The sequence below is a fragment of the Clostridium magnum DSM 2767 genome, from assembly GCF_001623875.1.
Lineage (GTDB): Bacteria > Bacillota > Clostridia > Clostridiales > Clostridiaceae > Clostridium_AM > Clostridium_AM magnum.
The window spans coordinates 1,494,381-1,510,226 of the sequence record NZ_LWAE01000001.1 but is presented as its reverse complement, the minus strand read 5'-3'; the positions used below and the strand labels follow the sequence as shown (position 1 = coordinate 1,510,226).

The following is a 15,846-nucleotide window of genomic DNA, read 5'->3' as shown; positions in this document are numbered from 1 at the left end:
TACACACATATTAAGGTTTATACTTTAAAAAAAGAGAACACACTGTGTTCCCTCTTCAGTTACTATTTACCCTGCATTTGCTTTTGAACTTCTTCAGCAAAGTTCTCTTCTTTTTTCTCAATTCCTTCACCTTTTTCAAATCTTACAAAAGCAGCTACTGTTATTGGAGCACCTACTTCTTTTGATTTCTCTTGAAGGTATTTTTCAATAGTTAAATCAGGATTCTTTACATAAACCTGTTCAACTAAACAATTTTCCTTGTAGTATTTTTGAACTCTTCCAACAACCATTTTTTCAACGATTTTTTCTGGTTTTCCTTCATTTAATGCTTGAACTCTGTAAATTTCTTTTTCTTTTTCTAATGATTCATTATCTACAGCATCTCTATTTAAGAATAATGGATTAGTTGCAGCAACTTGCATAGCTACATCCTTAGCTACTGCAGCTAAAACATCACTATCTTTTTCACATTCAACTTTTACAAGAACGCCTATTCTTCCACCACCGTGAATATAGCTTGCAATTGTACCATTTTCTACAGCAAGTTTTGAAAATCTTCTTACTGCCATGTTTTCACCAATTTTTGCTATTAATTCATTTACAGTTTCTTGAACAGTCTTATCTGTTCCAGCTATGTATTTTTCTTCTACTAATTCTTCTATAGCAATAGCCTTTGTTGCTGCTACTTGTTTTGCAACATTATCAGCAAATGTTACGAAGTCTTCATTAACTGCTACGAAGTCAGTTTCACAGTTAACTTCTACTATTGAAGCAGTTTTTCCATCTTCTGAAACGTAAGTCTTAACTAATCCTTCAGCTGCTATTCTTCCTGCTTTTTTAGCTGCAGCTGCTAATCCTTTTTCTCTTAATATTTCTACAGCTTTTTCTGAATCCCCATTAGCTTCACTTAAAGCTTTCTTGCAGTCCATCATGCCTGCTCCAGTTCTTTCTCTTAACTCTTTTACCATCTGTGCAGTTATCATCGTAGATTCCTCCTAATTTTAACTTAATTTAAGAGGTAAATAAAGAGATTTATTATCTTTATCTACCCCAACAAATTATTCAGCTAATTGTTCGCCCTGTCTTCCTTCTATTATAGCATCAGCAATCTTAGCTGTTATTAATTTTACAGCTCTTATTGCATCATCGTTTCCAGGTATAACAAAATCAACTTCATCTGGATCACAGTTTGTATCAACTATAGCTACAACTGGTATTCCTAGAATTTTAGCTTCTGATATAGCATTTTTTTCTTTTCTTGGGTCAACAACGAATAATGCTCCTATGTTGCCTGCGTTCATTTCTTTGATTCCGCCTAAGTTTTTCTCTAATTTTTCCTGGTCATTCTTAAGCTTAATAACTTCTTTCTTTGGAAGAACTTCAAAAGTTCCATCTTCTTCCATCTTTTCTAATTCTTCTAATTTGCTTATTCTTGTCTTGATTGTTGTGAAGTTAGTCATCATACCACCAAGCCATCTATTGTTAACAAAGTGCATACCGCATCTTACAGCTTCTTCTTGAATTGCTTCTTGAGCTTGCTTCTTAGTTCCAACAAAAAGAACATCTTTTCCTTCTTCAGAAACACTCTTAATGAAATCATAAGCTTCTTCTACTTTTTTAACTGTTTTTTGTAAATCGATTATGTAGATTCCATTTCTTTCTGTGAATATGTATGGAGCCATCTTAGGGTTCCATCTTCTTGTTTGATGTCCAAAGTGAACACCTGCTTCTAATAATTGTTTCATTGAAATAACTGACATAATATTTTTCCCTCCTAGGTTTTTCCTCCATTACCGTCATATTCATAAAATACCTTTTTAGGCACCATTTTACGAATTGGGTAATGTGCGTATTTTCTTACCTTAAGTAGTATATCATAAGCATTAAAGCTATTCAACAACATTTTTGAAATTACATAGCTAAATTTAGAATTATTATATGAAAGATCCTTAAAATAACAGATAATTAATTACTTTGTATATATATATTATTATTATTACAGTAATATTTATACCAATTTAGATAAAATTCCAGTTCAGCAGCGAATCAAAATCTATGATTTTTTATAAATCGGTAAAGCAGACATCTCAAATCTATGATTTGATGATGATGCTTGCTCTGTGAGTACTCCTCTGACATATGAAGAGGAGCTCCGTATAAAGATAGGAGTACTGGAGCTGGTAGTCATCGGATAAATCAACTTAGACAGAATAAAAAAAGGTTAAATTAAATATTAATTTAATTTAACCTTTTTTTATTCATATAGTATAGAGTACTTAGAATATTAAACAAACTCTCTTCAGTCAATTTAATACTATATCCTCATAGTATTATACTACTTTATTTTTTTCAGTTCATCTATCAACTTTTCATTAAGTATTCTTATATGAGTACCTTTCATACCTAAAGATCTGGATTCAATAACCCCTGCACTCTCAAATTTTCTTAATGCATTTACTATTACGGATCTTGTAATTCCAACTTTATCTGCTATCTTAGATGCTACAAGTAAGCCTTCTGTTCCATCTAACTCATTGAAAATGTGTTCTACAGCCTCTAGTTCTGAATAGGAAAGTGTTCCTATAGCAAGCTGAACTACTGCCTTCTTTCTTGCTTCTTCTTCTATTTCATCCTGCTTAGATCTTAATATTTCTAACCCAATTATTGTAGCACTATATTCTGATATAACTAAATCTTCATCTGTAAAAGATTCATCAAATCTTGCAAGTAATAAAGTTCCTAGTCTTTCTCTATTACCAATTATAGGTACAATGGTTGTTAATTTATTTGGAATTCCACAATCTTTTTCTTCTTCAAATACACAAATATTTTGACTTGTTAAATTTGAAAGAGTTTCATGAGCATTTAACAACTTATTATTATAGTGCTCTGGAAACCTCATTTCACTTATAACTTTTTCTTTAACTATATCACACTCAAAACCTGCTGAAAAATTATAGCCTAGTATTTTTCCTTTTCTGCTTATAATATAAACATTACAGCTTAATACATCACTTAATAAGTTACATATATCATCAAAAACTACTGGCTCTGTCCCTGTTTTTTGTAGTATTCTATTTAACATTCTTGTTTTATTTAACAATGATGTCATTTGTACCCCACCTCACTATTTATTTATAATCTAATAACTTCTATTTTATATTTTTATTTGCGTCTATGACCTATATCAAGAGTATACGCAGCAAATATCATTGATATTTGCTAAACAACATCATCCTACCGATAATTTAGACTTTTTAAAATATTTAGAATTATTTCCTATTCTTTAATTATAATAACACAATAGCTATTACATTTCAACATTATCTTTATAAAATTCGACATATTAATTATTTTTTTTTATTTTCTTTTAAAAAATTATTTATTTCCTTCATTTTTTACTATTTCTATATTGATATTTACTTCTTTATTGTCATTTTCTTCATCCGTATTTTTAGCAGGTCTATTTTCTATATGTTTACATTCATCATTAGCACATTGTAAATAGTCACCTTTTGACTTACTAAACTTTTTCACCATATAACTATTACAAGAAGGGCACTTTTCCTCTACAGGCTCAAACCAGCTTACAAAATCACATTCTGGATAATTGCTGCATCCATAAAACTTTCTTCCCTTTTTGCTTTTCTTGATTAAAACCTTACCTCCGCATTTTGGACATTTCACATCTAATTCCTCAACTATAGGTTTAGTATTCTTACATTCCGGATATCCAGGACATGCAAGAAAATCACCAAATCTTCCATGTTTTATAACCATATTTCTTCCACATTTATCACAAAGAATATCTGTAACCTTGTCTTCAATTGTAATTTTAGCGATCTCTTTTTCAGCTATATCTATAGCTTCTTTTAAAGGTGAAAAAAATTGATCAACCACCTTATTCCAGTTTTCTTTTCCTTCTTCTATATTATCCAGCTTTTGTTCCATTTCAGCAGTAAATTCTACGTCTACTATCTGTTTAAAATATTCGCTCATAATAGTATTTACGATATCTCCAAGTTCCGTTGGTTTTAAAGTTTTCTTCTCTCTTTCCACATATTTTCTATCTAGTAACGTAGAAACTATAGGAGCATAGGTACTTGGTCTTCCAATTCCGTTTTCTTCAAGTGTTTTTACAAGAGTAGCTTCTGAAAATCTAGCTGGTGGTTGAGTAAAATGCTGCTTTTCATCTATAGACTTTTTCATAAGCTTTTCACCATCTTCTAATTTTGGCAAATTAATATCTTCCTTTTCCTCATCTGTTGCATATTCATAAACTCTCATAAATCCATCAAAGTTCACTATTGACCCACTAGCCTTTAATCCATATTCTCCATTAACAATATCTACTGATGTAACATCCATTATACAGGATGACATTTGACTAGCTACAAATCTATTCCAAATTAGAGTATATAACTTATATTGTTCGTCTTTTAAATTTTCTTTTGCAATCTCTGGAGTTATCTCAACATTCGTTGGTCTAATTGCTTCATGGGCATCCTGTATATTCTTCTTACCCTTAAAGTTTCTAGGATCTTTTGGAATATATTCCTCGCCAAATTTATTTGATACAAAACTCCTACAAGCTGCTTGTGCCTCTTCGGATATTCTGACTGAATCAGTTCTCATGTATGTTATAAGACCTACGGTTCCATGTCCCTTAATGTCTATACCTTCATACAATTGTTGAGCTATTGACATTGTTCTTTTAGTGGCAAAATTCAGTTTTTTATATGCATCTTGCTGTAATGTACTTGTTGTAAAAGGTGGTAGAGGATTTTTATTCTTAGAAGTTTTTTTAATATTTTTTACTATAAACTCCGCGCACTCTAAATCCTTTATAATTTTATCAACTTCTTCTTTATTGCTTATTTCTAATTTCTTTTTCTTTAAGGTTGTTAACCTAACAATAAAGGCTTTTTTATCATTGATCTTATTTAGAGCACATTCTACCGTCCAATATTCTTTTGGTGTAAAACTTACTATTTCTTTTTCTCTATCACATATAAGTCTAAGTGCTACAGATTGAACTCTTCCAGCACTCAATCCCCATTTAACCTTACTCCATAATATTGGACTTATTTTATAGCCAACTAATCTATCTAAAACTCTCCTTGCTTGCTGTGCATCAACTACATTTATACTAATTTCTCTTGGAGATTTAATCGCACTCTTAATAGCATTTTTAGTAATTTCATGAAACTCTATTCTACATTTTTCTCCCTCTTTTAACTTAAGTACATGCGCTAAATGCCATGAAATTGCCTCTCCTTCTCTATCAGGGTCAGTAGCAAGATATATCTTTTCACTTTTTTTTGCTTCCTTTTTTAACTTATCTAGCAATTCCCCTTTTCCTCTTATAGTTATATATTTAGGATTATATTCATTATCTATATCAACTCCCAATTGACTTTTGGGAAGATCTCTAACATGCCCCATAGACGCTTCTACCACATAATTTTTCCCTAAATACTTTCCTATGGTTTTGGCCTTTGCCGGTGATTCTACTATAACCAATTTTTGTCCCATTTTATACCCCAGTAAACTCCTACCGTCACTAGAGTTTTTGCACCCCCTTGTTTTAAAACTATTTATAATATTATTTATTTTCTATATATTTAATAAATACTATTCTCTATTTAAATAAATATACCTTATTTTATTAGATTAGCATAGCTATACTGTACTTCCCACTTTTACATAATAGTTACCTGAGATACATATTACTACATTTTCAAGCTGCAATTCAAATAATAACTCATATAATCGTTTTATGTCAATATTAGTTCTCGCAAATATGTCATCTATATGTATTGGAGTATCACTAATAATATCACTAATTTTCTTTTTTATCCCCTCTAATCTGCTTATATTTTTCTCGCTATTACCTATATGTTTAATACCTAAAAAGGCAAATAAATCTTCAAAATCAGTGAAAGGATATGCTCCATCCTTTATTAATTTATTTGTTCCCTTACTTTGATTAGAAAAAATCGAACCTGGTAGAGCAACTACTTCTTTACCTTGTTCAACAGCTAAATTAGCGGTAATAAGTGAACCGCTACTTTCTCCTGCTTCAACAACAATTATAGTATTACTCAAGCCACTTATAACTCTATTTCTTACAGGAAAATTATAATTAAATGGCTTAGTCCCTGGCAAAAACTCTGATATTATGCAGCCGATATTTAAAATCATATCGTATATTTTCTTATTCTCCCTTGGGTATATCACATCTATACCAGATCCTAATATTGCACAAGTATATCCCCCGGTTTCTAAGCAAGCTTTATGGGCACAGGTATCTATACCTCTAGCCATTCCACTAATTATATTTATATTATTTACCGAAAGCTCTTTGCTTATTAAATTTGCAGAATTTTTTCCATAAACACTACAGTCTCTGGAGCCTATAATTGCAACATTATATTTCTCATTAAGTTTACTTATATCTCCTTTATAAAATAATATAGAAGGCGAGTAATCATAGTTTTTTAACTCTCTAGGATATTTATCTTCATTAAAATTTACAGTTTCAATTCCTTGATTTAATGTTTTTTTTAGTAAACTTTCAAATTCTATTTTATCCCATGCTTTTTTCAAGCAACACTTTATTTTTTTATCATCATAATCAAATAATGATCTTTTATCAACATCGAAACCGTAATTCCATATATCTTCTATACTATTAAATTTCTTCATCAATTCAATCTTTATTCTATTAGATAACTTTACTGAACAAAACCATAAATCAAATATATTCATATTTTTCTCCTTAAAAAATTATTTTTTCCACCTTTAATATTTCTGCTACTTATAAAAATGAAGAAATTGTATAATATAAAGACATCTCTACATCATATAATTTCTTCATTTAAAAATCTTCTATACTGTAAGGCTTCAATAATGTCACTTTCTTCTATAGCTTTCCTTTCATTTAAATCCGCTATTGTTCTTGCAACTTTTAGTATTCTACTATAAGCTCTAGTGCTTAAATTATACCTACTATAAATTTTTTCTATAATTTTGTTGCTTTTATTATTTAATTTGCAATATTTTCTTATGAGCCTTCCGTCCATCTGAGCATTTGAATATATATTCTCTTCCTCAAATCTATTCTTTTGTATTTCTCTGGCTTTTTCTACTCTAAGTCTAATACTTTTTGAAGACTCTCCCTTTGACTTAGATTGAAGTTCTTCAAAGGATAACGAATTCACAAAAGTAAATAAATCTATTCTGTCTAGTAACGGCCCTGATAACTTTCCTATATAACGCTTTCTTTCATAATCTCTACAGGTACACTGTTTTGAGGAGCCATAATATCCGCAAGGACATGGATTAGTAGCGATAATAGCCATAAAATTACAAGGATATGTTACAGTACCAGATGCTCTGCAAATTTTAATAACCCGATCTTCTAAAGGTTGTCTTAAAACCTCTAAAACATTCTTTTTAAATTCTAAAATCTCATCTAAAAATAAAATTCCATTATGAGCTAGCGATACTTCACCAGGCATTAAATTGTTTCCCCCACCAATAAGAGCTACATTAGTTGTAGTGTGATGAGGGGTTCTAAATGGTCTATCATACACTAATCCTGTTGTTTTTTCTAATTTGCCAGACACACTATAAATTTTAGTAACCTCAAGCCCTTCTTCATAACTTAATGGCGGTAGTATAGTAGATACCCTTTGAGCTATCATAGTTTTTCCTGATCCTGGAGGACCAATCATAAGAAGGTTATGATTGCCTGCTGCTGCAACTTCAATTGCCCGTCTGCAACTTTCCTGTCCTAATATATCTTCAAAATCTAATTTACCTTCAATTTGTTTTTCGTCATTTCTATATTCATATGGCATCAAGTCTCTATATTTTATGTACTCCACAACTTCTTTTAAATTTTCAAAAGGGTAAACTTTAGCTTCTTTAACGACAGAACATTCTTCAGCATTATATTGAGGTAAAATAAAGTTATTAATCCTATTATTTATACCTTCAATAGTAATAGGCAATACTCCTCTAACTCTTTTTAGATCCCCTGATAGAGATAATTCACCCATAATTAAGAATTTCTCTGCATCCTCAAACACTATCTGTTCTGTAGCAATTAAAATTCCAATAGCTATTGGTAAGTCAAATAAAGCGCCTACTTTTCTTATATCTGCAGGAGCAAGATTAATAACTATTTTACTTACAGGAAAATCAAATCCTGAATTTATTATCGCAGCTCTTACTCTTTCTTTTGATTCCTTAACAGAAATATCTGGAAGGCCAACTATATTGAAACAGGGAAGACCTCTTCCAATGTCGACTTCTACAGAAACAATTGCACCATCAATACCAGTAAAAGCAGCAGTTGTAATTTTAACTGCCATAATATCACCTCTGCTTAAGTCTTGACAATTATATGTATTTATATACTTTAGAATTATTAGAAAAGATTACTTTATTAGCATGTCTATTGTATTTACAAATTGAATTAATATTGCTAAAATTGAAACATACCAATATTTTATATATACGGCTCAAACTAACAACATTTCTTTATCATTTAAATAGTTCAAAATTACTTAAAACTTCAATAAGCATGTAAATATATTGATAAGCTATGAAAGGAGCGAATTTATGCATTCTTTTAACAAGGATATAGGTTCCCTGGGCGAAGATATTGCTGAAACTTATTTAAGACAAGTAGGCTATACCGTGCTTGATAGAAACTTTAGATGTAAAATTGGAGAGCTAGATATAATAGGAAAAGATGGTGATTATATTTGTTTTATTGAGGTTAAAACTAGATATGGATCAATATATGGAAGTCCCTGTGAAGCAGTTACTTATTCAAAATGTTTAAAAATTTATAAAACTGCAGAAACATATATAATGCGCAAGAAGCTTTTTAAATTTAATTTTAGATTTGATGTAATTGAGATTATATTAAACAATTCTAATAATAAACCTTCTATAAGGCTTATTAAAGATGCTTTTCAAATATGAATATCAAGAATTATTGCGACCCTTAAGTAATGATGTCTTTTTAAATTTAAAGAATGACACCTTAAATTTAAGAAGTGTCATTCTTTAAACTGCTCATTTCTAGTTTATTTTTGTTAACTATATTATGTTTTTCAGGAAACTCATTCTGTGTATTTTACATACCCCATACTCCTTTATGGCGTTAACATGTTCATTTGTTCCATACCCTGCATTGTTATCAAACCCGTACTGAGGATATAACTTTGAATATTCCTTCATCAGGTTATCTCTATAAACCTTTGCTATTATAGAAGCACAGGCTATACTAGCACTTTTAGCATCACCTTTTATAACAAATTCGTTATGTATATCTAAATTTTTAACAGCATATCCATCAGACAATGCAATATCCGGAGGTATCTTTAGCCCTTTAACTGCTCTTCTAAGTACTTCATTATTGCACCAAGATATACCTCTTTCGTCGATTTCGTTATTGTTTATAAGAGCAATATTATAAGCTATTGCTTTTTTCTTTATTATTTCTGCTAACTCTTCCCTATGCTTGGGGGATAACTTTTTAGAATCCTTAATCCCTAATATTAAATCAGTGTCCTCTTTATATTTTAGACTTAACACCACTGAGGCTGCAGCTATCGGACCTGCTAGAGGCCCCCTTCCAACTTCATCAACCCCTGCTAAATATATATAATTACCGAAACTTCTATCAAAACTATACATATCCTTAACTCTTATAATTTCATTTTCTTTCTTCACAAAAAATTTATTTAAACTGTCGGCTAAAGCCTGAACATTTTTTCTGCTGTCATTCTCTAAAAATTTTGTAATGTTGTTAATTTTTTCTCTCTCAACTTGCAAAAAATTTTCTTTTAAATACGCCACATAAAGTTTAAGGCTGCCAAAATTTAATTTAGCAGTCCCTTCAAATAAGCTTTTCTCTATTTCATTAAAATCTACACCCATTATTAAATAATCTCCATTCATTAAGGTCTTTCTAAGGAAATAGCGCCTAATTTTCCACCCCTAAATTCATCTAAAAGAAGTACCGCTACCCTATTATAATCTATCTGACCACCTGAAACAACAGCGCCTCTTTTCCTGCCTATACTGTTCATATTTTCTAATGGCTCTTCACTTAATTCTGTAAGTTTATATCTTGCCATCAGTCTATCTGGATAATCTGTTTGAAGTTTTTCAATAAGCTTTAAAGCCAATTCTTCTATATCCATAATTTCGTCCTTTATAGCTCCAGTAAAAGCTAGGTTTAATTGAGTTTCATCACTTTCAAGTTTTGGCCATAAAATTCCTGGTGTATCCATAAGTTCCATTCCTATTTTAGTTTTAATCCATTGTCTGCTTCTTGTGACTCCTGGTCTGTCACCTGTTTTAGCTATATTATTTTTAGCCATCTTATTTATAAATGTAGATTTTCCTACATTAGGTATTCCAACAACCATAACTCTATCTACTATATTTACAATACCCTTTGCTGTCATTCTATCATGCTTTTCTTTTAAAAGTTCATTTAATAATGGTTTAATACCTTTTAATCCGTTACCAGTTATGCAGTTTACACCGATTACTTTTATATTATCATTAGAAAGATATTTAATCCATTCCTTAGTAACTCTCTCTTCACTTAAGTCGCTTTTATTTAGTAATATTATTCTAGGCTTATTACCACAAAGATCATCTATATCTGGATTTTTACTAGATGCTACCAATCTAGCATCTCTAATTTCTATTATAGCATCTACAAGTTTTAAATTTTCTTTTATTTCTCTTCTGGTCTTTGCCATATGACCCGGAAACCAATTTATAGCCATGTTATCCTATCCTTTCTAGTGAGCAGAATCTAAAAATCCAATTGTATTAAGTGCACTTTCATTTGCTAATGAACTTAATCTTCCAAACTTGCTAAATGGATATATTCTTAATGCCGCTCTTCCAACTACCATTTTATAATCAACAAACCCTACATCTGGATACCTACTATCTCTACTATTATTTCGATTGTCACCCATTACAAAAACTGTGTTTTGAGGTACTGTTACTTGGTTAAAATCATTCATAGTTTGCTCAAGTATGTATGGTTCATTCTTTTGTACATCATTTATATATAATTTATTATTTTCTATTCTAACCTTATCTCCACCTATTGCTATAACTCTTTTAATGAATTTCTCTTTAGGATCTGCTGGATATTTAATAACTACAATATCACCCGGTTTTGGTTCTCTAAAATAATAGCTTACCTTTTCAACTATAAGTCTGTCTTTATGATTCAATGTTGGATCCATAGAGTGTCCGTCTACACTTACCGTTTCAAAAACAAAAGTTATTATTAAAAATGCAGCTATAATGGCAATAATCATCGATTTTCCTAATTCAATTAATTCTTTTACCAATTCTCTACACCACCTTAATATAAAAAAGGGACTTTATAAAGCCCCATTTTCACTATCTTATTTCTTTAACTTTTGCTGCCTTACCTACTCTGTCTCTTAAGTAGAATAATTTAGCTCTTCTTACTTTACCTCTTCTAACTACTTCTATCTTTTCAATTATAGGAGCGTTAACTGGGAATGTTCTTTCTACTCCAACATTGTAAGCTACTCTTCTTACTGTGAAAGTTTCTCTTAATCCACCGTTTTGTCTCTTTAAAACAGTTCCTTCGAAAACCTGTACTCTTTCTCTATTACCTTCTTTAATTTTTACATGAACTTTTACAGTATCCCCTACATTAAATTCAGGTAAATCAGTTCTGATTTGTTCCGCTTCTATTGCTCTTATTATTTCTAACATTTGTGCATTACCTCCTAAAAATTATTCGACGTTCATATCCAGCATTTTTGCAGACAGAGGAGCGCCTGTGTAGCACGAATCATATTTTATCACATATATCTATGTATTTCAAGACAGAATTTTATTTTTTGGTAAATGATCTAATTTAAGTTTAGCTCTATTTTAATAACCCTTCCTTTATCAGAAGCTTTTTGTCTTCTTTGGATAACTGAAGTTTACCAAACAAATCCGGTCTTCTCTCTTTCGTTAACTTGAGTGATTGAAGCCTTCTCCATTTTCTTATATTTTCATGATGTCCTGATATCAATACTTCTGGAACTCTAATTTCTCTAAAACACTCTGGTCTCGTATATTGAGGATACTCAAGCACTCCATCATAAAATGATTCATCTGTGTAGCTTTCGCTACTTGAAAGAACTCCTGGCATAAGTCTACATATACCATCAACTACCGGTATGCATGCCATTTCTCCACCAGTGAGTACAAAGTCTCCTAAAGAAATTTCTATATCTATACACTCATATGCTCTCTCGTCAATACCTTCATAGTGACCACATAGAAAAATCAACTCTTTTTCTTTTGATAATTCCTTGGCCATATTCTGATTAAAAGTTTTACCTCGGGGGCCTAAAAATATCACCTTGCCTTTGTTACTTTGCTTTGCAGCCTTTATACAATCCACTATAGGTTGCGCAGCCATAACCATGCCTGCTCCACCTCCATATGGGTAATCATCAACTTTCTTATGCTTATCTAGTGTATAATCTCTAATATTTAAAGTATTTATATCTAAAATTCTCTTTTCCTTAGCTTTTCCTATTATACTGTGGTTAAATATTTCAAACATCTCTGGAAAAAGTGTTAAAATATCTATCTTTATTGCCATGTTTCCACCGGTTTTATAACTATTTGTTTATTTTCAACATCTACACTAACCACAATACTCTTTAAAACTGGTATCAAAAGTTCTTTTCCTTCTTTTATCCAATACACATCATTACTTGGGGTATGAATTACATCATAGATCTTTCCAAGCTGGGCTCCATTCTCATCTATAACATTACATCCTATTATGTCAGTAACAAAGTATGCACCTTCTGGAAGTTTAACTGCATCTTCTCTAGATACTTCTAAGTATTTCTCCCTATATTTGTTTGCATCCTCTATAGAGTCTATCCCATCTATTTTTAATACTACTGTCTTTGTTTGCAGTTTACACCACACTACCTCTTTTTGTACTCCGTCTATGTAAACCTTTTTAAGCTTTCTAAATCTTTTCATATCATCCGTCAAGGGATAAACTTTTAACTCACCCTTAATGCCATGGGTATTTATTATTTGTCCAACAGTTATAAACTGCTTCATAGATATACCCTCCTAATCACTTTACATTTTTACTCATTATTTATATTTACCATTATTAATTTATTAATACTTATTTATGAAGTGAAAACTTGAATAAGATTGGGTTTCAAATCCAATCTTATTCTTAGTTGAACGAATCCAGGGACATAGCCGCTCGCAACGTACACTTTGAAGAAAAGCAGCGAACAAAAATCTCTGATTTTGTGTGAGTCCCTTTCACAGAGTGCGTATGGGAGTATTAGAGCGGGTAGTCATCGGATAAAAAAATAAAAGAGTTAGGTGCACCTAACTCTTATATTATTTCAACAACAACTCTTTTATTTTCTTTTATAGCTGCTGCCTTTACAACAGTTCTAATAGCCTTAGCTATTCTTCCCTGTTTTCCTATTACTTTTCCCATATCATCTGGTGCAACTTTTAGTTCAAGAATTATTGATTGCTCACCTGCAATCTCATTAACTTGAACCATATCTGGGTTATCAACTAGTGATTTAGCTATAACTTCAACTAATTCTTTCATTTAATACACCCCCAGTGACTACTTGCCAAGCTTTTCATTTAATCCTGATTTTGCAAAAAGTCTCTTAACAACGTCTGTAGGTTGAGCACCATTCTTTATCCATTGAACAGCTTTTTCTTCATCAAATTTAACAGTAGCTGGCTCAGTTAAAGGATTGTAATAACCTATTTCTTCTACAAACCTACCATCTCTTGGAGATCTTGAATCTGCTACAACTATTCTGTAAAATGGAGCTTTGTGAGCACCCATTCTTCTTAATCTAATTTTTACTGCCATTAGTATCACCTCCTTCTAGTAGTAAAACGCATACTGCACTAAACTATTTACTGATTAAGTTTATATAAACCTTTAAAAAGGCAACTTACCAAATAATCCTTTTTTAGCTCCTTTTTTGAAGCCCTTTTCCATTCCCTTCATTTGCTTCATCATCTTCTTCATGTTTTCAAAATCCTTCAGAAGCTTGTTGACTTGCTGCACTGTAGCACCTGAACCTTGTGCAATTCTCTTCTTTCTTGAAGGCGAAGCGCTTATTAGTGAAGGGTTCCTTCTTTCTTTTATAGTCATAGAATTAATCATTGCTTCTATCTTTGTCAATTCTTTTTCACTAGAACTTAAATCTACACCTTGGAGTTCTTTTGTATTTACTCCTGGTATCATTTCAATTAGTTTATTAAGAGGTCCTAGCTTTTTCATTTGTTGCATTGAAGCTAAAAAGTCTTCAAGGTTAAATTCTTGACTCATCATACGACTTCCTATTTTTTTAGCTTCTTCTTCATCTATGGATTGCTGAGCTTTTTCGATAAGTGAGAGTACATCCCCCATACCTAAAATTCTTGAAGCCATTCTATCTGGATGGAATACTTCAAAATCGCTCATTTTTTCACCAATACCTGCAAACTTTATAGGCTTACCTGTCATGGACTTTATAGAAAGTGCGGCTCCACCTCTTGTGTCACCATCTAGCTTTGTAAGTATTACTCCATTTATGTCTAGCTGCTCATTAAAACTATTAGCAACATTTACTGCATCCTGTCCTGTCATCGCATCAACAACCAATAATATTTCATCTGGCTTAGTACTTTCCTTAACATCTTTAAGCTCATTCATAAGCTCTTCATCTATATGAAGTCTACCTGCTGTATCTACTATAACAACATTTAGATTATTGTTTTTTGCATATTCTATAGCACCCTTGGATATATCTACAGGTGACACCTTATCTCCCATAGAAAATACAGGTACATTTATCTGATTTCCAACAACTTGAAGCTGTTTTATTGCTGCAGGTCTATATATATCACAGGCTGCAAGTAAAGGTTTCTTATTCCTCTTTCTAAGTTGGAGTGCAAGTTTTCCTGCCATAGTAGTTTTTCCTGCTCCTTGCAGTCCTACTAGCATTATAACTGTCAATCCAGTCGATGAATATTTAATTTCACTTTCAGTGCTGCCCATTAAACTAGTAAGTTCATCATTTACTATTTTTATAACCTGCTGTGCTGGAGTTAAACTCTGGAGAACTTCTTCACCAAGGCACTTTTCACTAACGACTTTTATAAAATCTTTTACCACCTTATAATTAACGTCTGCTTCCAAAAGTGCAAGTTTTACTTCTCGCATAGCATCTTTTATATCTTTTTCAGAAAGCTTACCTTTGCCTCTAAGTTTTTTTAAAGTATCCTGAAGCTTAGAAGCTAACCCTTCAAAAGCCATGCTATTCCTCCTAAACATTATCAATTATGTATTTTTTCATTTCTAATAATATCTTTAAGCTTTTATCATCACTAACATTTAACAAATCTATGCTATTCAAAATGGAATTCTTAACCTTTTCCATCTTTAACTTTGTTTCCATTAAATGAAGCTTTTCTTCATATTGTACTAGAAGTTTGTGACATCTCTTTATTATATCATGTACTGCCTGCCTGCTAGTACTAGTAAGCTCTGATATTTCAGCTAATGATAAATCATCATTATAATAAAGGTTCATAATATCTCTTTGCTTTTCTGTTAAAAGCTCACCATATATGTCTACGAGTACTGAAAGTTGTATTCTTTCTTCCATGAGATACTCTGCAATATTCAATACTGCATTTTCACTTCCTTAATTTTTTTCAAGTGCCAATCATGCATTAAATAATACATTCTTAACTCAACGAAGT

The 15,846-nt window shown here is 31.4% G+C and carries 17 protein-coding genes; 1 reads left to right on the top strand and 16 read right to left on the bottom strand.

Annotated elements, in window-relative coordinates; translation table 11 throughout:
- Positions 1 to 62 precede the first annotated feature (62 nt).
- From tsf to CLMAG_RS07315, 6 genes are all read right to left on the bottom strand, one after another.
- Complete coding sequence (gene tsf, locus CLMAG_RS07340) at positions 63 to 983, bottom strand: translation elongation factor Ts (protein WP_066620086.1); 921 nt, start codon at positions 981 to 983, stop codon at positions 63 to 65.
- A 75-nt stretch (positions 984 to 1,058) separates the two neighbouring features.
- Positions 1,059 to 1,760 (bottom strand): 30S ribosomal protein S2, encoded by a 702-nt coding sequence (gene rpsB / locus CLMAG_RS07335; protein ID WP_066620084.1) that lies wholly within the window; start codon positions 1,758 to 1,760, stop codon positions 1,059 to 1,061.
- Positions 1,761 to 2,335: 575 nt separating this feature from the next.
- Positions 2,336 to 3,112, bottom strand: coding sequence for a GTP-sensing pleiotropic transcriptional regulator CodY (codY, locus tag CLMAG_RS07330; protein ID WP_066620082.1), 777 nt, complete (start codon positions 3,110 to 3,112; stop codon positions 2,336 to 2,338).
- A 266-nt stretch (positions 3,113 to 3,378) separates the two neighbouring features.
- Positions 3,379 to 5,535, bottom strand: a complete 2,157-nt coding sequence (gene topA / locus CLMAG_RS07325; protein WP_066620079.1) for a type I DNA topoisomerase — start codon at positions 5,533 to 5,535, stop codon at positions 3,379 to 3,381.
- A gap of 147 nt (positions 5,536 to 5,682) precedes the next feature.
- Positions 5,683 to 6,771 (bottom strand): DNA-processing protein DprA, encoded by a 1,089-nt coding sequence (gene dprA, locus CLMAG_RS07320; RefSeq protein WP_066620076.1) that lies wholly within the window; start codon positions 6,769 to 6,771, stop codon positions 5,683 to 5,685.
- Between the two features lie 92 nt (positions 6,772 to 6,863).
- Positions 6,864 to 8,381, bottom strand: a complete 1,518-nt coding sequence (locus CLMAG_RS07315; RefSeq protein WP_066620074.1) for a YifB family Mg chelatase-like AAA ATPase — start codon at positions 8,379 to 8,381, stop codon at positions 6,864 to 6,866.
- 250 nt (positions 8,382 to 8,631) lie between these two features.
- On the opposite strand from CLMAG_RS07315, the gene CLMAG_RS07310 reads away from it, so the two are divergent.
- Positions 8,632 to 9,000 carry a YraN family protein gene (locus CLMAG_RS07310; protein WP_066620067.1) on the top strand — a complete coding sequence of 123 codons (369 nt, stop codon included), beginning with the start codon at positions 8,632 to 8,634 and terminating at the stop codon, positions 8,998 to 9,000.
- Between the two features lie 117 nt (positions 9,001 to 9,117).
- On the opposite strand, the gene CLMAG_RS07305 is transcribed toward CLMAG_RS07310, so the two are convergent.
- From CLMAG_RS07305 to CLMAG_RS07260, 10 genes are all read right to left on the bottom strand, one after another.
- Complete coding sequence (locus tag CLMAG_RS07305) at positions 9,118 to 9,960, bottom strand: ribonuclease HII (RefSeq protein WP_066620479.1); 843 nt, start codon at positions 9,958 to 9,960, stop codon at positions 9,118 to 9,120.
- Positions 9,961 to 9,980: 20 nt separating this feature from the next.
- Positions 9,981 to 10,823, bottom strand: coding sequence for a ribosome biogenesis GTPase YlqF (ylqF, locus tag CLMAG_RS07300; protein ID WP_066620063.1), 843 nt, complete (start codon positions 10,821 to 10,823; stop codon positions 9,981 to 9,983).
- Positions 10,824 to 10,838: 15 nt separating this feature from the next.
- A complete protein-coding gene (gene lepB / locus CLMAG_RS07295) occupies positions 10,839 to 11,405 on the bottom strand; it encodes a signal peptidase I (RefSeq protein WP_066620061.1) in 567 nt (188 codons plus the stop codon).
- 52 nt (positions 11,406 to 11,457) lie between these two features.
- Complete coding sequence (rplS, locus tag CLMAG_RS07290; protein WP_066620059.1) at positions 11,458 to 11,802, bottom strand: 50S ribosomal protein L19; 345 nt, start codon at positions 11,800 to 11,802, stop codon at positions 11,458 to 11,460.
- A gap of 157 nt (positions 11,803 to 11,959) precedes the next feature.
- Positions 11,960 to 12,688 (bottom strand): tRNA (guanosine(37)-N1)-methyltransferase TrmD, encoded by a 729-nt coding sequence (trmD, locus tag CLMAG_RS07285; protein WP_066620056.1) that lies wholly within the window; start codon positions 12,686 to 12,688, stop codon positions 11,960 to 11,962.
- Positions 12,679 to 13,167 (bottom strand): ribosome maturation factor RimM, encoded by a 489-nt coding sequence (gene rimM, locus CLMAG_RS07280; RefSeq protein ID WP_066620054.1) that lies wholly within the window; start codon positions 13,165 to 13,167, stop codon positions 12,679 to 12,681. Before rimM ends, trmD begins: the two co-directional genes overlap by 10 nt.
- A 292-nt stretch (positions 13,168 to 13,459) precedes the next feature.
- Positions 13,460 to 13,687 carry a KH domain-containing protein gene (locus CLMAG_RS07275; protein ID WP_066620042.1) on the bottom strand — a complete coding sequence of 76 codons (228 nt, stop codon included), beginning with the start codon at positions 13,685 to 13,687 and terminating at the stop codon, positions 13,460 to 13,462.
- Positions 13,688 to 13,705: 18 nt separating this feature from the next.
- Positions 13,706 to 13,963, bottom strand: a complete 258-nt coding sequence (gene rpsP, locus CLMAG_RS07270) for a 30S ribosomal protein S16 (RefSeq protein ID WP_066620039.1) — start codon at positions 13,961 to 13,963, stop codon at positions 13,706 to 13,708.
- Positions 13,964 to 14,035: 72 nt separating this feature from the next.
- Positions 14,036 to 15,397 carry a signal recognition particle protein gene (gene ffh / locus CLMAG_RS07265; protein WP_066620030.1) on the bottom strand — a complete coding sequence of 454 codons (1,362 nt, stop codon included), beginning with the start codon at positions 15,395 to 15,397 and terminating at the stop codon, positions 14,036 to 14,038.
- Between the two features lie 10 nt (positions 15,398 to 15,407).
- Positions 15,408 to 15,749: a putative DNA-binding protein gene (locus CLMAG_RS07260; protein WP_066620027.1), complete on the bottom strand. Its 342-nt coding sequence runs from the start codon at positions 15,747 to 15,749 to the stop codon at positions 15,408 to 15,410.
- Positions 15,750 to 15,846: the final 97 nt, after the last annotated feature.